This is a genomic window from Brachybacterium fresconis (genome assembly GCF_017876515.1).
GTDB lineage: Bacteria > Actinomycetota > Actinomycetes > Actinomycetales > Dermabacteraceae > Brachybacterium > Brachybacterium fresconis.
In genome coordinates, this window is sequence record NZ_JAGIOC010000001.1 from 1,016,019 (window position 1) to 1,035,435 (window position 19,417).

Genomic DNA, 19,417 nt, shown 5'->3' on the forward strand with positions numbered 1-19,417 from the left:
ACGCCCGGCGCGAGCGGTGGTGGGAGAATGCGCAGATGCCTCCGGATCGCCACCATCGCGCCACGCCGCCCGTCGCGCCCACCTCTCCCGGCCTGTCCGTGGACGCCCTGGGACGCGGCACCTTCGCGGTGGCGGCCCCGCGGGCGGACTGGGTGGACCTGTGCATCCGCCAGGGCGCCACCGAGCGGCGTCGGCGGCTGCGGCACGTCGACGGCGGTCTGCACTGGGACCACGTCACCTCGATGGTCCCGGGCACGCTGTACGGCCTGCGGGTCGGCGGGCCGTGGGACCCCGCCGCCGGGCAGTTCTCCCAGCCGCGCAATCTGCTGCAGGACCCCTGGGGGCGCGGTGTCTCGCGCTCCTCGTCGCTGCTGAGCTCGTTCTTCCCCTTCGAGGTCGACGCGATGCTCGACCGCCGTGACGAGCACCCCGAGCCGCGGGAGGCCGACAACGGCGAGGATGCCGTGTGGTCCGTCGTCGTCGCGGACACCTTCGACTGGCAGGACGATCTGCGCCCGCTGGTCGACTGGGACGCCACGGTGCTCTACGAGACGCACGTCAAGGGCTTCACCCGGACCCATCCGCGGGTGCCTGAGACCCAGCGCGGCACCTATGCGGGTCTGGGGCATCCCGCCGTCACCGGATACCTGCGCGACCTCGGCGTCACCACCGTCCAGCTGCTGCCGATCCAGGCGGCGATGGATGAGCCGCACCTGACCCGGCTGGGGCTGACCAATTACTGGGGCTACTCGACGATGGGGTACTTCGCCCCGGAGCCGTCCCTGGCCACCTCCGCCGCTCAGCACGCCGGGGCGCAGGCGGTGCTCGACGAGGTCAAGACCATGGTCCGCAGCCTGCATGCGGCGGGCCTCGAGGTCGTCCTCGACGTCGTCTACAACCACACCGCCGAGGGCGGGGCCGACGGGCCCGCCCTGTCGCTGCGGGGGCTGGACAACCTCGAGTACTACTGGACCGATCACGGGACCTTCCTGGACGTGACCGGGACGGGCGGCACCCTGGACCCGCGCTCCGTGCACGTGATGGACCTGATCCTGGCCTCCCTGCGCTACTGGGTCCAGGAGGTCCACATCGACGGCTTCCGCTTCGACCTCGCCGCGACGCTGGGACGCGACGACCGCGGCTTCCGCCCCGATCACCCCCTGCTGCGCGCGGTCGCCACCGATCCCGTGCTGCGCGGGGTCAAGCTGATCGCGGAGCCCTGGGACGTGGGCCCCGACGGCTGGCAGACCGGCAGCTTCCCGGTCCCCTTCGCGGAGTGGAACGACGCCTTCCGCGACGACGTGCGCAGCTTCTGGCTCTCGGACAGGGCACACCGCGAGCGCTCCGGCGACCCCGCCGTCGGCGGCATCCGCGACCTCGCCACGCGTCTGGCCGGATCCAGCGACCTGCTGACCGAGCAGGACCCCGACTCGCTCCCGGAAGGCCGCAGCCTGCGCTCCCCCTGGGCATCGATCAACTACATCACCGCCCACGACGGGTTCACCCTGCGGGATCTGACCGTGTACGAGACCAAGCGCAATCACGCCAACGGCGAGGACAACCGCGACGGCACCACCGACAACCGCTCGTGGAACCACGGCCATGAGGGCGAGGTCGGCCCGGGCAGCGAGCACGGCGCGGAGGTCGACGCCGCGCGTCGTCGCACCGCGCGGGGTCTGCTCGCCACGCTGCTGCTGGCCTCCGGCACGCCGATGCTCACCGCCGGCGACGAGACCGCCCGCACCCAGCAGGGGAACAACAACGCCTACTGCCAGGACAACGAGATCTCCTGGGTCGACTGGCGCATCGATCCCACGCGGCTCGACCTGCGCGAGACCGTCAAGCGCCTGCTGAACCTGCGCGGCGAGCATCCTCAGCTGCGCGCGCCCGACTTCCTGCGCCCGGCCGATCCCGAGCACCTCGACGCCGGGGCGGTCGCCTGGTTCGGGGCCGACGGCGCCGAGCTCGACCACTCGGCCTGGATGGATCCCTCCCGGCACCTGCTGGCGATGCTGCGTCCGGCTGTTCCCGGCCGCGAGGGATCCGAGCACCTGCTGGTGATCGTCTCCGGCTCCTCCTCGACGCTGCAGGTGCGCCTGCCCGGGACGCCCTGGCCCCAGGGGACGGCGCGATACCTGCTGGACACCGCCCTGGAACGACAGGACGACCTGCCGACCGGGCCGCTGCCCGATCGCGTGCTCCCCGTCGCCCCCGGCAGCGTGGTGGTGATCGCGATCGCCGCCGGCGGCCCGGGAGGAGCCCGTCAACGGCTATCGTGAAGGGCGTCACCGCGTCCGTCGCAGACACCGAGGTGTCAGGCAGGAGAGGCCATGTCCCAGAGCACTGACCGCACCGGGCTGACCGGCGGCGTGGGCCGCATCCCGATCATGGACGTCCGGCCCGTCGTCGACGGCGGTCGCTTCCCGGCCTCCTGCGTCGAGGGCGAGACCATCACCATCGGCGCCAACGCCTTCCGCGAGGGGCACGACGCGATGGGGGTCCAGACCGTGCTCGTCGACCCCGACGGCGTCGAGCAGCGGGTGCCGCTGGCCTCGACGAATCCTGGCCTCGACCTCTGGGCGACGCAGGTGCGGCCCGGGAGGACCGGCCACTGGTCGTTCCGGATCGAGGCGTTCTCCGCTCCCTATGACTCCTGGGCGCACACCGCCGAGGTGAAGATCCCCGCGGGCATCGATGTCGACCTCGTGTGCGCCGAGGGCGCGAAGGTTCTGGCCCGCGTGCTCGCCGAGATCGAGGACGGGACCCGCCCCCGCACCGACGGCCCCGTGGTGCAGGCGGCGCTGGATTCCCTGCGCGCCCCCGGACTGCCCGCCACCGCTCGGGTCGCCCCCGCGCTGGCCGCGGACCTGCGCGGCCTGCTCGCCCTGCGTCCCCTGCGCGAGGGCGTCACGGTCTCGGGCCCGTACCGGCTGATCGTCCACCGTCGCCGCGCGCTGTTCGGCTCCTGGTACGAGTTCTTCCCCCGCTCGGAAGGAGCGCGCTTCGATCCCGAGCGGGGCTGGCTCTCCGGCACCCTGCGCACTGCCGCGAGGTCGCTGGACCGCATCGCGGAGATGGGCTTCGACGTCGCGTACCTGACGCCGATCCACCCGATCGGCACCACCTTCCGCAAGGGCCGCAACAACACCCTGGACCCGCAGCCCGGCGATCCCGGCTCCCCCTACGCGATCGGATCGGCCGACGGCGGGCACGAGGCGATCCACCCCGATCTGGGCACGATGGAGGACTTCGACGCCTTCGTGGCCCGGGCCCGCGAGCTGGATCTCGAGGTGGCGCTCGACATCGCCCTGCAGTGCTCTCCCGACCACCCCTGGGTCACCGAGCACCCCGAATGGTTCACGGTCCGCGCCGACGGCACCATCGCCTACGCCGAGAATCCGCCGAAGAAGTACCAGGACATCTATCCCCTCAGCTTCGAGGCCGACTATGAGGGCCTGTACGCGGCGATCCGGGACCTGCTCGAGCACTGGGTCGCCCATGGGGTGACCCTGTTCCGCGTCGACAACCCCCACACCAAGCCGGTGCAGTTCTGGGAGGAGCTGCTGGCGGAGTTCGATCGGACGCATCCCGAGGTCATCTTCCTCGCCGAGGCGTTCACCCGCCCCACGATGATGCACACCCTCGGCAAGGTCGGCTACCACCAGAGCTACACCTACTTCACCTGGCGCGAGAGTGCCGCGGAGCTGCGCGAGTACCTCGAGGAGCTGGTGGAGTCCGCCCCCTACATGCGGCCCAGCTTCTGGCCCACCACCCACGACATCCTCACCCCGTTCATGACCTCCGGGGGCCGACGGGCCTTCGTGCTGCGTGCGATCCTCGCGGCCACGCTGGTCCCCACCTGGGGCATCTACACCGGGTACGAACTGGTCGAGGACGTTCCCCGGCCCGGGGCGCAGGAGCAGATCGACAACGAGAAGTACGAGTACAAACCCCGTGACTTCACCGGTGCCCGCACGGCCGGCACCAGCCTCGAGCCGCTGCTGAGCGACCTCAACCGGATCCGACGCGAGCACCCGGCTCTGCAGACGCTCACCACCATCCGCTTCCACGAGGCCGACGACGAGCAGGTGCTGGCCTTCTCCAAGCACCTCGACGCCGCCGCCAGCGACACCGGCGCCCCGGACACGGTGCTGGTCATCTCCGTGACCGCGCACGATCGGGACGCCTGGACCACGGTCCATCTGGACCTTCCCGCCCTCGGCCTGGATGCGGAGACGCACCCCGCCTTCGAGGTCGAGGACCTGCTGACCGGCGAACGGTTCACCTGGGACAGCGATCCCTACGTCATCCTCAGCGCCACCGACCGACCCGCGCACGTGCTGCGGATCATCCATCCCGAGGAGAGCTGACATGGCAGACAAGACCGACCCCATCGCGTCCCCGGGGAGCCCGACCCCGGGGAGCCCGACCGTCGGGGGCGCGACCCCCGGGAGCCCGACCGCCGGGGCCTCGGCCGGGCCGAGGGTCATGCCCCTGGGCGTGCACGAGCTCGGCGCCACCGCGACCGGCAGCTATCACGACCCCCACTCCGTGCTCGGCGCTCACGAGTACGAGGGGGGCGTCACCGTGCGCACTCTCAAGCCCTTCGCCCGGGCCGTCGACGTGGTCCTGCCCGACGGCAGCTCCCACGCCCTCGAGCACGAGTACGACGGGATCTGGGCCGTCGCCCTGGCGGCGCCCGCGCTGGCCTCCTACACGGTGCGCGTCACCTGGGAGGAGGGCGCGACCCCCGTCGAGCTGGAGGAGCCGTACCGCTTCCTGCCGACCATCGGGGAGCTCGACCTCCACCTCATCCACGAGGGCCGTCACGAGGAGCTGTGGCGTGCGCTCGGCGCCCATGTGCGCACCCTCGACGGCGTCGCCGGCACCTCCTTCTCGGTGTGGGCCCCCAACGCCCGGGCCATCCAGGTCGTCGGCGCGTTCAACGGCTGGGACGGCCGCGGTCATGCGCTGCGCAGCCTCGGCGCCTCCGGCGTGTGGGAGATCTTCGTGCCCGGGATCGGCGACGGCGAGACCTACAAGTTCCGCATCCTGGGGGCCGATGGCGTCTGGAGCGACAAGGCCGACCCGATGGCGCGGCGGGCCGAGGTGTCCCCGGCGACCGGCTCGGTGGTGACCACCAGCGACTTCGAATGGACCGACGAGCACTGGCTCGCCCAGCGCGCCTCCCACGAAGCGGTCAGCTCACGGATGTCCGCCTACGAACTGCACCTGCCCAGCTGGCGTCCCGGCCTCGGCTACCGGGAGCTGGCCACCGAGCTGGTCGACTACGTCACCGAGATGGGCTTCACCCATGTGGAGTTCATGCCGTTGGCGGAGCACCCCTTCGGCGGTTCCTGGGGCTACCAGGTCACCGGCTACTACGCCCCGACCTCGCGCCTGGGCTCCCCCGACGAGCTGCGCCATCTGATCGACGCGCTGCACGGCGCCGGCATCGGGGTGCTGATGGACTGGGTCCCCGCCCACTTCCCCAAGGACGAATGGGCGCTGGCCCGCTTCGACGGCACGCCGCTGTACGAGCACGCGGACCCGCGGCGCGGGGAGCACCCGGACTGGGGCACCCTCGTGTTCGACACCGGTCGGCACGAGGTGCGCAACTTCCTGGTCGCCAACGCCTGCTACTGGCTCGAGGAGTTCCACGTCGACGGCCTACGGGTCGACGCCGTCGCCTCGATGCTCTACCTCGACTACTCGCGCGAGGACGGCGAGTGGGTGCCCAACCGTCACGGCGGCCGCGAGGACCTCGAGGCCATCGCCTTCCTCCAGGAGGCCACCGCCACCGCGTACAAGCGGGCCCCCGGCATCATGATGATCGCGGAGGAGTCCACCTCGTTCCCCGGCGTCACCCGCAGCACCGACACCGGCGGGCTCGGCTTCGGCTTCAAGTGGAACATGGGCTGGATGAACGACACCCTGGAGTATCTCGGCGAGGACCCGATCAACCGCCAGTACCACCATGGCGACCTGACCTTCTCGATGGTCTACCAGTACTCCGAGAACTTCGTGCTGCCGATCAGCCACGACGAGGTCGTCCACGGCAAGGGCTCCCTGCTGCGCAAGGCTCCGGGCGACGACTGGCAGCAGGCGGCGTCGCTGCGCACGTATCTGGCTCTGCAGTGGACCCATCCCGGCAAGCAGCTGGTGTTCATGGGCACCGAGTTCGCCCAGGGCACGGAGTGGTCCGAGCAGGCCGGGCTGCCATGGTGGCTGCTGGAGTACCCGCTGCACCGCGGCACCCAGCAGCTGGTCAAGGACCTCAACGCGCTGCAGGCCGAGCTTCCCGCGCTGTACGAGCGGGATCAGGACCCGGGCGGCTTCGAGTGGTTGCTCGGGGACGACGCCGGGCACAACACGATCTCCTTCGTGCGCCGCGACAGCGGCGGCGATCCGGTGGTCGTCGTCCTGAACTTCTCACCGGAGGCGTGGCACGACTACCGGGTGCCGCTGCCCGAGGGAGGGACCTGGCTCGAGCTGCTGAACACCGATGCCCCCGTCTACGGCGGCAGCGGGATCGGCAACCTCGGGCGGGTCCACGCCGAGGCGCTGCCCGTGCACGGACGGGAGCATTCGGTGCGGCTGTCGGTGCCGCCGCTGGGGGCGGTGCTCCTGGCCCCGGCGCGCGTGCGGGAGGGCTGAGGCCTCAGAACAGCAGGTTGGCCAGGCGCTTGCGGGCGGCCGCGACGCGCGGGTCTGCGGGGCCGGCCACCTCGAAGAGGTCCAGCAGCCGGGCGCGGATCGCGTCCTTGGTCTCCTGGTCGGCGCCGCGCAGGTGGTCGAGCAGCCGGGTGAAGGCGTCGTCGACGTGACCGCCGAGCATATCGAGATCGGCGACCCTCAGCTGGGCTTCCAGATCCGTCGGCCGCTGCGCGGCGTCCTCGCGGACGGTGTCCGCATCGATGTCCTGGGTGCGCCGCATGAGAGAGACCGCGGCCAGACCGGCCTTCGCCTCGGCGTCGGCCGGGGACTCGCTGAGCTGCTGCTCGTAGGCCGCGACGGCGCCGTCGAGATCACCCTTCTCGATCGCCTCGTAGGCCTCGGCGATCAGCGGAGGCAGCGGCTCCTCGGCCGGGGCCTCCTGCTCGCCCTCGACGGCGGAGACCTCCATGCCCTGCTGTTTCGCGAGCTCGAGGACCTGCGTCATGAGGTTGTCGACCTCCGCATCGGGCAGCACCGACTGCACGATGGGCTGGATCTGGCCGAGGATCAGCAGCAGGAGAGTGGGCAGCTGCTGGACGCGCAGGGCCGCGGCCACGCGCTGCTGGGTGTCGGCGTCGACGACGGCCAGCCGGACGGCGCCGCCCTGCGCATCGACGGCGCGGCGCAACGAAGCGAGGAACTGCTCGCTGTCGGGAACCCGCGAGCTGGTCACGAGCATCAGCGTCGGGACGGTCTGCGAGTCGGCGACCAGCTGCTCGAGCCCCTGCTCGGTGACGGCCACCTCATGCGCGGAGGTCGTCCCCGCACCGGCGGACTGTCCGCCCCCGGGACCGGCCCCGGCGGGCTGCTTGAGAGCGGCGAGATCGATGATGCCGTACGGATCGGTCACAGGTGAGCTCCTTCGACGAGATGGGGACGCGGACAGTCTAGGGAGTCCGCGCCGTGGGTGCGGTCCCGCCACGGCGAGCGGAGGCCCGCCGATCGTCGGGCGAGGTCACTGACCGGTGACCGTGAGGGTGGTCAGGCTCGCGCCGATCGGCTGGATCGGGGCGTCGGCGTCCCGGGGCGGGATGTACAGCGCGACGTGCGTGCCGTAGGTGCGGAGGTACTCGTCGGTGAACTCCTTCGTGCCGGCCACCTCGGTGTACTGGTTGTCCTCGGTGTATCGCATGGTCGCACCGTCCTGGACGGTCACCGTGCGCGTGGACTTCAGGGTCCCCATCACGATCGCCCCGCCGTCGTCGGTCCGCAGACCCACGAACTCCTTGTCGTGGACGGCGTAGGTCTCGCGGATGGTCGCGGCCTCGTCCTTCTCCACGCCGGCGTTCAGATCCTTGCGCTCGCCCTGGATCTGCTCGTGGCGAGTGGTCGTGAAGGGGTCGTCGGCGAGCACGTCGTCCGGATCAGCCTTGTCCCCGTCGGTGAGGACCTTCGCGTAAAGCTCCAGGGCCTTCGCGGGTGTCATCAGCAGGTCATCGGCGTCGACCGCGACGTTCTCGGCGCCCACCCGCGCATCGGACACGCTCGGCATCTCGATGCCGCCCAGCTGCCTCGCCCACCCCCAGGAGGTGTAGGGCGATCGGGCGTCGACCTGCTGCAGGGCGACGAAGTGGCGCACACCGTCCTGCTCCGGATCCTGCACCAGCGCGATCGAGGAGCGCGGGAACCCGGCCGTGACCGTGGTCAGGGGAACGGCCAGCTCGGCCCCCGGGACGTCGAGGTAGTCCTTCCACTCCTCGGCCTTCTCGATCATCGCGTAGGCGGCCTTGCGGAAGTGCACCGCTGAGCCGGACACCCGCGGTGCGAGCTCCTCGGACTTCAGCGACGTGTCGGCCTGCACCACGTCGGCGTTGACCTCCTTGACGACGGTGGTCAGCTGCTCGGTGGTGTTCACCGGGGTCGGCTCGGAGGCCTTCGGGCCCTGCGGAGGTGCCGGCGGCGGCTCGGGATCGGAGCCGCAGGCGGCGAGGACGCTGCCGGCGAGCAGGGATCCCGCACCGATCAGGAGGCCGCGGCGGGCGACGGGTCGGCTGGTCATCTGGTGGTCCTTCCACGCCGTGCGGTGCAGTCTCCGGGTGCTCATCGCCCCTCCTCGCGGTCGGGGCCGGCCCCGGTCGGGTCGTCCTCGATCGCGTCGAGGGTCTCGGTCTCGTCATCGGTGGTGGGCGCGAGGGTCTCCGTCCCGGGTTCCTCGGAGCCCCTGGCGGCGTCGACGGTGGCGGCGGAATCGACGTCGGCAGCACCGTCGTCCGAGGCGGCATCGGCGTCGGGGGCGGGCCCCGCGTCGTCGCTGGCCGGATCCACCTCCGCGGGGCCGGCGGCGTCCTCGTCCAGATCGGAGGTGTCGGCGACCGCTGTGGTGTCGGCTTCGCCCTCGACCTCCCCGGCGGCGACGTCCGCGGCGGCGACGTCCTCGTCCTCGAGCAGCTCCCCGTCCCCGTCCTCGTCCTCGTCGCGGCGGCGCCCCCCGATGGAGACCACGAGCAGGACCAGGCCGATCACGGCGATGGCGGCTCCCCCGGCATAGGCGAAGGGAACCCATTCGTTCTCCTCGTCCACGGGCCAGGTGATCGAGACGGACTCGGCACCGGGCTCGGTGCCGTCGGTGACGATCAGCACGGAACGGTAGGCCTGCTTGTTCTCCCCGGTCTCGCCGGCGGCGAAGTCGGCGATGTCCAGCGTGTAGGGCGACGGCTTCGTCTCGACGGTGCGCCACAGGTCGGAGGAGGTGGGATCGCTCAGCTCGCTCGACCCGTCGGGGTGGACCTCCTGCGTGCTCAGCGTGGACCAGTCGCTCGCACCGGTGATGCGGGTGTACCGAGCGTCCTCGAGGTAGGCCTCGATGTCGCTGTTGTCGGCGGTGATCAGCGAGACGTCCGAGGCACCCTCGATGGTCACCTCGCCCTCCATCCCGCCGACGTACAGCACGCCGGGGTCGATGACCACGGCGGGGCCGGGATCGTCGAGCTCGACCGTGGCGGTGGTCTCGGTGGCAGGGGCCCAGGTGGTCTCGCCGAGGCGGCCCAGCACCAATCCGATCAGTCCGATCAGGACCAGGAGGACGGCGAGGAGTCGTTTCACGATGGGTTCTTCCTTCGAAGGGGCCCGGTCCGGGCCCGAGCGGATGACCTCCCCACGATAGGGCGGGGCCACATCGCGGAACAGAGGCGCGTGACCATGTGCACCCAGGTGAAGGGATTCTCATCCTCATCTCATGGGCGGACCGAGCCCGCTCGGTGCCGTACCCTGGCCGGGTGCGTCTCGTCGTTGCCCGTTGTTCCGTCGACTACACCGGTCGGCTCACCGCTCATCTCCCCCTGGCTCCGCGCCTGCTGATCGTCAAGGCCGACGGCAGCGTGCTGATCCACTCCGACGGCGGCAGCTACAAGCCGCTGAACTGGATGAGCCCGCCGTGCACCCTGCGCACCACCACCCGCAGCCCCGACGAGGCGGCCGATGATCCCGAGGGCGAGTGGATCGAGCAGTGGGACGTCGTCCACGACAAGTCCGGCGACCGCCTGCGAGTGCGGGTCCACGAGACCTTCGAGGACACCAGCCATGAGCTCGGCGTCGATCCCGGGCTGCAGAAGGACGGCATCGAGGCGCATCTGCAGGCCCTGCTCGCCCAGAACATCGAGACCCTGGGCGACGGCTGGTCGCTGGTGCGCCGCGAGTACGGCACCGCGATCGGCCCCGTGGACATCCTGGCCCGCGACGCCGACGGCGGCTCCGTGGCCATCGAGATCAAGCGGCGCGGCGAGATCGATGGTGTCGAGCAGCTGACCCGCTACCTCGAACTGCTCAATCGCGATCCCCTGCTCGCCCCGGTGCGCGGCATCTTCGCCGCTCAGGCGATCAAGCCGCAGGCCCGCGTGCTCGCCGGCGATCGCGGCATCGACTGCGTGACGCTGGACTACGACGCCCTGCGGGGGATCGACGACGTCGAATCCCGCCTGTTCTGATCCCTCTGCCAGGAGCTCCCATGCCCGCCGCCACGACCCCGGACCACCCCTCCGCCCCACTGCCCGTCGACCTCGCGCTGCGCGGGACCGCGGTGCTCGAGCAGGGGGTGGTGCCCGGGGCCCTGGTGCTCATCGCCGGCGGCCACGTGGTCTGGGCCGGGCCCGCCGCGGCGGCGCCCCCGCATACGGCCGCGCAGGCTCTGACCCACGACGGACTGATCCTGCCCGGGCTGGTGGACCTCCACTGCCACGGCGGCGGCGGAGTCTCCTTCCCGGACTCCCGCACGGCCGAGGAGATGCTGACCGCGGTGCATGAGCATCGCCGTCACGGCACCACCTCGCTGGTCGCCTCCCTGGTCACGGCCGACGCCGAGACGCTGCGGCGGCGCGTCGGCGAGCTCGTCCGGCTCTACGACGCCGACGAGATCGCCGCGATCCATCTCGAGGGTCCCTTCATCTCGCCGGCGCGCCGCGGCGCCCAGAACCCGGAGCACATCGTCGGCGGGGACGGGGATCTGGTCCGCGAGCTCGCCCTGCTCGCGCAGGGAGCGCTGGGGACGATGACGGTCGCCCCCGAGACCGACGACGCCGACGACGTGCTCCAGGCCCTCGCCGAGGCCGGCGCCGTGCCCTCGCTCGGCCACACCGACGCCTCCAGCACCCGGATGACCGAGGCGGTCGACCTGGCGCTGAGCCTGCTGCGACGGGAGCACGGCCGCTCCCCGCGCCCCACCGCCACGCACCTGTTCAACGGGATGCGGCCCATCCATCATCGCGACCCCGGCCCCGCCTTCGCTGCCCTGGACGCGGCCGCCCGCGGACAGCTCGTGGTCGAGGTGATCGCCGACGGGGTGCACCTGGATGCCCGGACCGTGGCACATGTCTTCTCGGTCGCCGCCGAGGACTCCGTGGTGCTGGTGACCGACGCGATGGCCGCCGCCGGGATGCCGGACGGCCAGTACCGGCTGGGGGCGCTGGACGTCACGGTCGACGACGGCGTCGCCACCCTCACCGGCGGCACCTCGATCGCCGGGGGCACGGCCCATCTGCTCGACGTGGTGCGCCATGCCGTGTGCGAAGCCGGCGTCGACCTGGTGCGGGCGGTGCGGGCCGCGTCGGCGGTGCCCGCCGCCGTGCTGGGGATGCAGGACCGGATCGGGGCTCTCGCCCCCGGATGCCGCGGTGACGCGGTGCTCGTGGACGATCGACTGCGCCCGGTCACGGTCCTGCGAGGCGGTCAGGTCCTCGGCAGCTGAGGCTCAGTCGGCGTCGCCCATGACCAGGCCGGTCGGCGCCGCCTCGATCCAGGAGTTCAGTGCTGCCCCGGAGACAAGGTCGACGGTGGCCAGGATGGTGCGGTCGCCCCGCAGGACGAATTCCACCAGATAGGAGTCCTCCTCCCCCACGATGCGGGCGGGGAGTCGACGGCGGGAGACGTCCAGGATCTGGGAGCGGCGGATGACGACCTCGGGACGCAGCCGCAGGGAGAAGGCACGGAACCAGCGCAGCCGGTCGGTGCCGAAGCGCATCTGCCCGTGCTGCCAGCTCGAGCCGCCCACCAGGCCGCGGCGCTGCAGCGAGCACTCGAAGGCGCCTTGCTGACGCGCCAGGACCACCTGACGGCCCACCACCAGCAGCGCCAGCACGAGAACGAGCATCCCGATCCCCAGGACGAGGATCGGGATGTTCAGGTGGGTCATGGACGGACCGTACTCGGCTCAGCGATCCGCGTCGAGCAGCTCGGCGTCGTCGACCCCGATGGTCACGGTGTTCGAGTCGACGGAGACGAAGCCGCCGTGGACGGTCCGCTCGGCGACGGAGCCGTCCTCGGAGATGATCCGCACCGGGCCGTCGCCGAGCACGGCGAGGGTCGGCTGCATCCGGGGCAGGATGCCCATCGAGCCGTCCGCCGCGGGCACGACGACCTGCGCCGCCTGCCCGGTCCAGACGGTGCGGTCGCTGGTGACGAAGGTGACCTCGAGGGTGCTCACGCCCCCAGCTCCTTCTGGATGCGGTGGTGGTTCTCCATCACCATGTCGATCCCGCCGACGTTGAAGAACGCCTGCTCGGTGATGTGGTCGAACTCGCCGTCGCAGATGCCCTTGAAGCCCTCGATCGTGTCGCGCAGCGAGACGTCCGAACCGTCGACGCCGGTGAACTGCTTGGCGAGGTGGGTGTTCTGCGAGAGGAACTGCTGGATGCGGCGCGCGCGGGCGACCGTGACCTTGTCCTCCTCGGAGAGCTCGTCGACGCCCAGCATCGCGATGATGTCCTGCAGCTCCTTGTTGCGCTGCAGGAGCTGCTTCACGCGCACTGCGGTGTCGTAGTGGTCCTGACCCACGTACTGCGGATCCAGGATCCGCGAGGTCGAGGACAGCGGGTCGATCGCCGGGTACAGGCCGCGCGAGGCGATCTCGCGGGAGAGCTCCGTGGTGGCGTCGAGGTGGGCGAAGGTGGTCGCCGGGGCCGGGTCGGTGTAGTCGTCCGCCGGCACGTAGATCGCCTGCATCGAGGTGATCGAGTGACCGCGGGTGGAGGTGATGCGCTCCTGGAGCACACCCATCTCGTCCGCCAGGTTCGGCTGGTAGCCCACTGCGGAGGGCATGCGGCCCAGCAGGGTGGAGACCTCCTGGCCGGCCTGGGTGAAGCGGAAGATGTTGTCGATGAACAGCAGCACGTCCTGGGACTGCACATCGCGGAAGTACTCCGCCATGGTCAGCGCGGACAGCGCCACGCGCAGACGGGTGCCCGGCGGCTCGTCCATCTGGCCGAAGACCAGCGCGGTCTTCTCGATGACGCCGGACTCGGTCATCTCCTCGATGAGGTCCCAGCCCTCACGGGTGCGCTCGCCGACGCCGGCGAACACGGACACGCCGTCGTGGTTGTTGGCCACGCGGTAGATCATCTCCTGGATGAGCACCGTCTTGCCGACGCCCGCGCCGCCGAACAGGCCGATCTTGCCGCCCTGGACGTACGGGGTCAGCAGGTCGATCGACTTGATGCCGGTCTCGAACATCTGGGTCTTGGCTTCCAGCTGGTCGAAGTTCGGCGCCTTGCGGTGGATGGGCCAGCGCTCGGAGACCTCGAGGGTCTCGCCCTCGGGGAGGTTCAGCGCGTTGCCGACCACGTCGAAGACGGTGCCGAGGGTGGCGTCGCCGACCGGGACCGAGATCGGCGCGCCGGTGTCGGTGACGTCCTGGCCGCGGACCAGGCCGTCGGTCGGCTTCAGCGCGATGGCGCGCACCATGCCGTCGCCGAGGTGCTGCGCCGTCTCCAGGGTGAGGACCGTCGACCCGAGGCCGCCGCTCATCTCGACCGACACGGTCAGGGCGTTGTACATCGCCGGGATGTCCCCGGGCGGGAACTCGATGTCGACGACGGCGCCGGTGACGCGCGCGATGCGACCGGTCGCGGTGGCAGGGGCGGGGGCTGTGGTGGTCATGTGCGTTCTCTCCAAGGGGTCGAGCCGGCGCGGCGAAGCGCGGGGCGAGGTCTCAGCGTTCGGTGCGGCCGGATCCGGACAGGGCGCCGGCACCGCCGACGATCTCCGAGATCTCCTGCGTGATCTCCGCCTGACGTGCGGCGTTCGCCAGGCGCGTGAACTTGTCGATCTGGGTCTGGGCGTTGTCGGTCGCGGTCTTCATGGCGCGCTGGGTGGCGGCGTGCTCCGAGGCCATCGACTGCATGAGCAGATTGACGATCCGGGACTCGACGTACCGGGGGATCAGCTCCTCCAGCACCGCGGCCGGGTCCGGAGTGAATTCGTACAGCGGGAACGCCGCGGCGTCCACGCCCTCGGAGTCCATCAGCTCCATCGGCACCAGGCGGCTCGCCCGGGCCTCCTGCCGGAAGCGGGTGAGGAAGCGGGTGCCGACGAGGTAGAGCTCGTCGAGGTGGACCTCCGGATCCTCGCTGAGCAGGTCCGCCGACAGGCTGTGGCCGATCTCCTGTCCCAGGGCGCCGAGCTGGGACTCGTGGTACGGGGACCAGGACCGGAACGGCGGACGGTTGCGGAAGCTGAAGTACGTCTCGCCCTTGCGGCCGATGACGTACAGCACCGGAGTCTTGCCCTCCTCGCGCAGCGTGTTGGCCAGCTCCTCCGCCGTGCGGATCGCATTGTGCGAATAGGAACCGGTCATCCCGCGGTCCGCGGTGATCAGCAGGATCCCCGCCCGGCCGGACTGCGTGCGGTCCTGCTCCAGGAACGGGTGCTCCGCGTCCTGCGTGTGGGTGGCGACCGAGCCGATCGCCTGCGTGATCGCGTCGGCGTACGGCGTCGTGGCGAGCACGCGCGCGTGCGCCTTGGAGATGCGCGAGGCCGCCACCATCTCCTTGGCCTTGAAGATCTTCTTCATGCCCTGGGCGGACCCGATCCGCTGCTTGTAGATCCTCTGCTGTGCTCCCATGTCTCTCCTCGTACGTGGCGTGAAACCGGCGTCCGCCGTGCCCGCTCATCAGGGCGGGCACGGTGATCGGATCAGCCGCGAACGATGGTCTCCTGGTCGATCTGCTCGTCCTCCAGGCTGTCGGCGACGTCGTTGATCGCCGTCTTGCCCTTGCCGGCGAGGAAGTCCTTCTTGACCTCGTCGAGGATGCCGCTCAGCTCCTCCTCCGTGGAGGACTCGAACTTGCCCGAGGTGCGGATCGCCTCGAGCACGCCGCCGTTGTGGCGCAGGTGCTCCAGCAGGTGCTCCTCGAAGTCGCGCACGTCCTCGACGTCGATGTCGTCGAACTTGCCCTTCGTGCCGCCCCAGATCGAGACGACCTCCTCCTCCATCGGGAAGGGAGAGGACTGACCCTGCTTGAGCAGCTCCATCAGGCGGGCACCGCGGTTGAGCTGCTGCTTGGACGCGGAGTCCAGGTCGGAGGCGAACATCGCGAAGGCCTCGAGGTCGCGGTACTGCGCGAGGTCGATCTTCAGCGTGCCCGAGACCGACTTCATGGCCTTCGTCTGCGCCGAGCCGCCCACGCGGGAGACCGAGACGCCGACGTCGACCGCCGGGCGCTGGTTCGCGTTGAACAGGTCCGACTGCAGGAAGCACTGGCCATCGGTGATGGAGATGACGTTGGTCGGGATGTAGGCCGAGACATCGTTGGCCTTGGTCTCGATGATCGGCAGGCCGGTCATCGAGCCGCCGCCCATCTCGTCCGAGAGCTTCGCGCAGCGCTCGAGCAGACGGGAGTGGAGGTAGAAGACGTCGCCCGGGTAGGCCTCGCGCCCCGGCGGACGGCGCAGCAGCAGCGACACGGCGCGGTAGGCCTCTGCCTGCTTGGACAGGTCGTCGAACACGATCAGGACGTGCTTGCCCTCGTACATCCAGTGCTGGCCGATGGCCGAGCCCGCGTAGGGGGCGATGTACTTGAAGCCGGCCGGGTCGGAGGCCGGGGCGGCGACGATGGTGGTGTACTCCAGGGCGCCCTCGGCCTCGAGGGTGGAGCGCACCGAGGCGATGGTCGAGCCCTTCTGGCCGACCGCCACATAGATGCAGCGCACCTGCTTGCTCGGGTCACCGCTGGCCCAGTTCGACTTCTGGTTCAAGATGGTGTCGATCGCGAGGGTGGTCTTGCCGGTCTGGCGGTCGCCGATGATCAGCTGGCGCTGGCCGCGGCCGATCGGGGTCATCGCGTCGATGGCCTTGATGCCGGTCTGCAGCGGCTCCTTGACGGACTTGCGCTGCATGACGCTGGGGGCCTGGAGCTCGAGGGCGCGACGGCCGACGGTCTCGATCGAGCCGAGGCCGTCGATGGCGGCGCCGGTGGGGTCCACCACGCGGCCCAGGTAGCCGTCGCCGACCGGAACGGAGAGGACCTCGCCGGTGCGGCGGACCTCCTGGCCCTCCTCGATGCCCGCGAACTCGCCGAGCACCACGACACCGATCTCGCGCAGCTCGAGGTTCAGCGCCAGGCCCAGCTCGCCGTTCTCGAAGCGGACCAGCTCGTTGGCCATGACGTTGGGCAGTCCCTCGACGCGGGCGATGCCGTCGGCCGACTCGGTGACCCGGCCGATCTCCTCGCGGTCGGTGTTCTCTGCCTGGTAGGTGGACACGGCGGTGTCCAGGGCGTGCCGGATGTCCTCCGGGCGGATCGTGAGCTCAGCCATCGCGGTGCTTCGCTTCCTCTCGTGGTCCCCGTCGCTGCGGGGCCTGATGTGTGGTGCTGGGGCGGGTGTCGCGGCCGGGGCCGTCAGGACACCAGGTGGTCGCGGGCCTGGGCCAGGCGCGCGAGGACGGTTGCGTCGTAGAGGTCGTCCCCGACGTGGATCTTCAATCCGCCCACGACGTCCGGTGCGACCTCGAGGTTCATCTGCACCTCACGGCCGTAGATGCGGGCGAGCACGGCGCCCAGACGGGACTGCTGGGCCTCGTCGAGGGGGCGGGAGCTCTCGACCACGGCCAGGAGTCGACGGCGCTGCTCGGAGGCGAAGTCCGCGAACTCCCGCACGCGGCGTGCGGGCTTGGCGTCCGTGGCGCGCGAGACCGCGCGAACCGCGAGCGCGACCGTGAGGGCGTCGGCCCGACCCTCCAGCAGCGAACGGACGACGGTGCCGCGGGCGGCGGGGTCCTGTCGCGGATCGTCGAAGCTCGAGGACAGCTCGGAGCTGTCGTCGATCAGGCGGGAGAACTGGAACAGCTCCTCCTCGACCCGCGCGAGGGAGCCCCCGCGCTCCGACTGCTCCAGCAGAGCGAGCACACCCAGCTGTTCGAGCGCATCGAGGATGTCCTCCTGCTCGGACCACCGACGGCGCACGACCTCGAGGGTGAGGCCGAGGGCGGCGTCGCTGACCTTTCCGGTCAGCAGCGTCCGGGCGGCCGTCTCCTTCATCTCGGCGTCGCGACCGGAGTCGCTGAGCAGACGCACGAGCTGATTGCTGGAGTCGATCGTGTCCGCGATCGCGAACAGCTCGTCCGCGGTGGCTTCCAGCGAGAGCCCGTCCGTGGCGAAGACGGAGCGGGCCTGCTGGGCGACCTCGGCGAACGAGGTGGAGGAAGTTCCTCGCATCACTGGTCCTTATCGGGTGGCGGTCTGGTTCGACTCGAGGTCGTCCAGGAACCGGTCGATCACACGGCGGGAGCGCTCGTCGTCGGTGAGGGACTCCCCGACGATCTTCGAGGCGAGGTCGCTGGCGAGCGATCCCACTTCGTTGTGCAGCTGGGCGGAGGCCGTCTGGCGCTCTGCGGACAGCTGCTGACGACCGGCCACGAGGACGCGCTCGGACTCGGACTCGGCGCGGGTCTTGGCGTCCTCGACGATGCGGGCACCGTCCTGGCGGGCCTTCTCGCGGATGCCGGCGGCCTCCTGACGGGCGGCGGCGAGCTCCTGCTCCTGCGTGGCGCGGAGGTCGTCGGCCTGCTGCTGGACCTCCTCGGCCTTCTTCAACCCGCCCTCGATCTTCTCGGAGCGCTCCTCCAGCACGGCGTTCAGCCGCGGAAGGATGAACTTCATGAAGACGACGGCGAAGATGATGAGGAAGATCAGCGTCCAGATGATCTCCGAGGTCTCAGGCAGCAGCAGTTTGTAGCCGGGAACTTCTGCTTCGGCGTTGAGCATCAGGGGTGCCTCAGGCCGTTCCGCCGAAGATGAGGCCGGTGACGATGGCGAGCAGCGTCAGGATCTCAGTGAAGGCGATGCCGATGAACATGGTCGACTGCAGGGCGCCGCGCAGCTCGGGCTGGCGAGCGGTGGCCTCGGCGGTCTTGCCGACGATGATGCCGATGCCGATGCCCGGACCGATGGCGGCGAGGCCGTAGCCGATCGACGCGACGTTGCCGTTGAGTTCAGAGAGGATCATCGGGTCCACGGGGGGTTTCCTTTCGTTGTGCCGACCGGGCGGACGGCAGACAGGGTCTTGCGGGAGGTGTGGTGCGGGGGCTCAGTGCTCGTCCGAGGTGGCCATCTGGATGTAGGCCGCGGCGAGCATGGTGAAGATGAAGGCCTGCAGGCCGGCCACGAAGATCTCGAAGCCGTAGATGCCGATCGCGAGCGCTCCGGAGAAGGGCGAGATCGCGATCAGCCAGGTGCCGGACAGCAGGAGCCCCTGGGTGATGCCGATGAAGACGACCATCATGATGTGCCCGGCCACCATGTTGGCCAGGAGTCGGATCGTCAGCGAGGCCCAGCGGATCAGGACGACCTGCAGGAACTCGATCGGGACCAGCAGGATGTAGATGGGCTTGGGGACGCCGGGGGGCATGGTCTCGTGCTTGAGGTAGCCGAGGAACCCGTGCTTCTTCACGCCGAAGATGACGTACACCGCGAAGGTCCACAGGGCCGCCAGCAGCGGCAGCCCGATGACGGACGTGCCGGCGAGGTTCAGGCCCGGGACCACTCCCGCGAGGTTCATCGTGAGGATGAGGAAGAACAGGGTGACCAGGAAGGGGGCGAAGCGTCGACCCTCCCGGATGCCCAGGGTGTTCTGGATGATCGTGGTGTGCACGAACTCGATGATCATCTCGACGATGCTCTGCGCCTTGCCGGGCACCAGCTTGGCGCGGGAGGCGATCACACACATCACGATCAGCACGACGGCGAGCACGACGAGGCGGACCAGCTGGACGCGGTTGAACTCGAACGGCGTGCCGGCGAACAGGATCGGGGGCGGGAAGAACACCCCGAGCGTCGGGATGTGGAAGAGCGATTCGCCCTCGGCGTGCAGCATGGGGCTGAGGTCTGCGGTGTTCAGCTCGATCTCCCGTGGTCGTGTGGCCGAGCGCAGCAGCGCCGACCGTAGCCGTCAACTCGATCGCGACCATTGCCGGGGCGGCCACCGTGCGTACGGC

17 protein-coding genes are annotated in these 19,417 nt (G+C 70.4%); 5 read left to right on the forward strand and 12 right to left on the reverse strand.

The annotated features are described in order from the left end of the window. Window positions 1-35: 35 nt before the first annotated feature. From glgX to glgB, 3 genes are all read left to right on the forward strand, one after another. Entirely contained in the window at window positions 36-2,279 is a 2,244-nt protein-coding gene (glgX, locus tag JOF44_RS04685) for a glycogen debranching protein GlgX (RefSeq protein WP_209887919.1), read from the forward strand. 51 nt (window positions 2,280-2,330) lie between these two features. Next, window positions 2,331-4,370 carry an alpha-1,4-glucan--maltose-1-phosphate maltosyltransferase gene (locus JOF44_RS04690; RefSeq protein ID WP_209887922.1) on the forward strand — a complete coding sequence of 680 codons (2,040 nt, stop codon included), beginning with the start codon at window positions 2,331-2,333 and terminating at the stop codon, window positions 4,368-4,370. 118 nt (window positions 4,371-4,488) lie between these two features. Continuing rightward, window positions 4,489-6,657, forward strand: coding sequence for a 1,4-alpha-glucan branching protein GlgB (gene glgB / locus JOF44_RS04695; RefSeq protein ID WP_209895685.1), 2,169 nt, complete (start codon window positions 4,489-4,491; stop codon window positions 6,655-6,657). Window positions 6,658-6,661: 4 nt separating this feature from the next. Here the strand turns inward: glgB and JOF44_RS21075 are convergent, their stop codons facing one another. The 3 genes from JOF44_RS21075 to JOF44_RS04710 all read right to left on the reverse strand — a co-directional run bounded on the left by JOF44_RS21075 (window position 6,662) and on the right by JOF44_RS04710 (window position 9,759). Further along, complete coding sequence (locus JOF44_RS21075) at window positions 6,662-7,567, reverse strand: co-chaperone YbbN (protein WP_209887924.1); 906 nt, start codon at window positions 7,565-7,567, stop codon at window positions 6,662-6,664. Window positions 7,568-7,672: 105 nt separating this feature from the next. Further along, window positions 7,673-8,761 (reverse strand): DUF8094 domain-containing protein, encoded by a 1,089-nt coding sequence (locus JOF44_RS04705; RefSeq protein ID WP_209887927.1) that lies wholly within the window; start codon window positions 8,759-8,761, stop codon window positions 7,673-7,675. Next, a complete protein-coding gene (locus tag JOF44_RS04710) occupies window positions 8,758-9,759 on the reverse strand; it encodes a hypothetical protein (RefSeq protein ID WP_209887930.1) in 1,002 nt (333 codons plus the stop codon). The genes JOF44_RS04705 and JOF44_RS04710 overlap by 4 nt, the downstream gene beginning before the upstream one ends. Window positions 9,760-9,932: 173 nt before the next feature. On the opposite strand from JOF44_RS04710, the gene nucS reads away from it, so the two are divergent. After that, entirely contained in the window at window positions 9,933-10,640 is a 708-nt protein-coding gene (gene nucS / locus JOF44_RS04715; RefSeq protein WP_209887933.1) for an endonuclease NucS, read from the forward strand. A 20-nt stretch (window positions 10,641-10,660) separates the two neighbouring features. Continuing rightward, entirely contained in the window at window positions 10,661-11,896 is a 1,236-nt protein-coding gene (locus tag JOF44_RS04720; protein WP_209887936.1) for an N-acetylglucosamine-6-phosphate deacetylase, read from the forward strand. 3 nt (window positions 11,897-11,899) lie between these two features. Here JOF44_RS04720 and JOF44_RS04725 read toward each other — a convergent pair whose 3' ends face one another. From JOF44_RS04725 to atpB, 9 genes are all read right to left on the reverse strand, one after another. Continuing rightward, window positions 11,900-12,340 carry a DUF2550 family protein gene (locus JOF44_RS04725; RefSeq protein ID WP_209887939.1) on the reverse strand — a complete coding sequence of 147 codons (441 nt, stop codon included), beginning with the start codon at window positions 12,338-12,340 and terminating at the stop codon, window positions 11,900-11,902. An 18-nt stretch (window positions 12,341-12,358) separates the two neighbouring features. Beyond that, window positions 12,359-12,631, reverse strand: a complete 273-nt coding sequence (locus JOF44_RS04730; RefSeq protein ID WP_209887942.1) for a F0F1 ATP synthase subunit epsilon — start codon at window positions 12,629-12,631, stop codon at window positions 12,359-12,361. Beyond that, window positions 12,628-14,082, reverse strand: coding sequence for a F0F1 ATP synthase subunit beta (atpD, locus tag JOF44_RS04735; RefSeq protein WP_209887945.1), 1,455 nt, complete (start codon window positions 14,080-14,082; stop codon window positions 12,628-12,630). Before atpD ends, JOF44_RS04730 begins: the two co-directional genes overlap by 4 nt. A gap of 52 nt (window positions 14,083-14,134) precedes the next feature. After that, window positions 14,135-15,046: a F0F1 ATP synthase subunit gamma gene (locus JOF44_RS04740; RefSeq protein WP_209887948.1), complete on the reverse strand. Its 912-nt coding sequence runs from the start codon at window positions 15,044-15,046 to the stop codon at window positions 14,135-14,137. A gap of 71 nt (window positions 15,047-15,117) precedes the next feature. Then, complete coding sequence (gene atpA / locus JOF44_RS04745; RefSeq protein ID WP_209887950.1) at window positions 15,118-16,740, reverse strand: F0F1 ATP synthase subunit alpha; 1,623 nt, start codon at window positions 16,738-16,740, stop codon at window positions 15,118-15,120. An 83-nt stretch (window positions 16,741-16,823) separates the two neighbouring features. Continuing rightward, complete coding sequence (locus JOF44_RS04750) at window positions 16,824-17,639, reverse strand: F0F1 ATP synthase subunit delta (RefSeq protein ID WP_209887953.1); 816 nt, start codon at window positions 17,637-17,639, stop codon at window positions 16,824-16,826. 9 nt (window positions 17,640-17,648) lie between these two features. Next, window positions 17,649-18,188, reverse strand: coding sequence for a F0F1 ATP synthase subunit B (locus tag JOF44_RS04755; RefSeq protein ID WP_209887956.1), 540 nt, complete (start codon window positions 18,186-18,188; stop codon window positions 17,649-17,651). A 10-nt stretch (window positions 18,189-18,198) separates the two neighbouring features. After that, on the reverse strand, window positions 18,199-18,438 hold the full coding sequence (gene atpE / locus JOF44_RS04760) for an ATP synthase F0 subunit C (RefSeq protein ID WP_076807282.1): 240 nt from the start codon (window positions 18,436-18,438) through the stop codon (window positions 18,199-18,201). A gap of 72 nt (window positions 18,439-18,510) precedes the next feature. Further along, entirely contained in the window at window positions 18,511-19,296 is a 786-nt protein-coding gene (gene atpB, locus JOF44_RS04765; protein WP_209887958.1) for a F0F1 ATP synthase subunit A, read from the reverse strand. Between the last annotated feature and the right edge of the window lie 121 nt (window positions 19,297-19,417).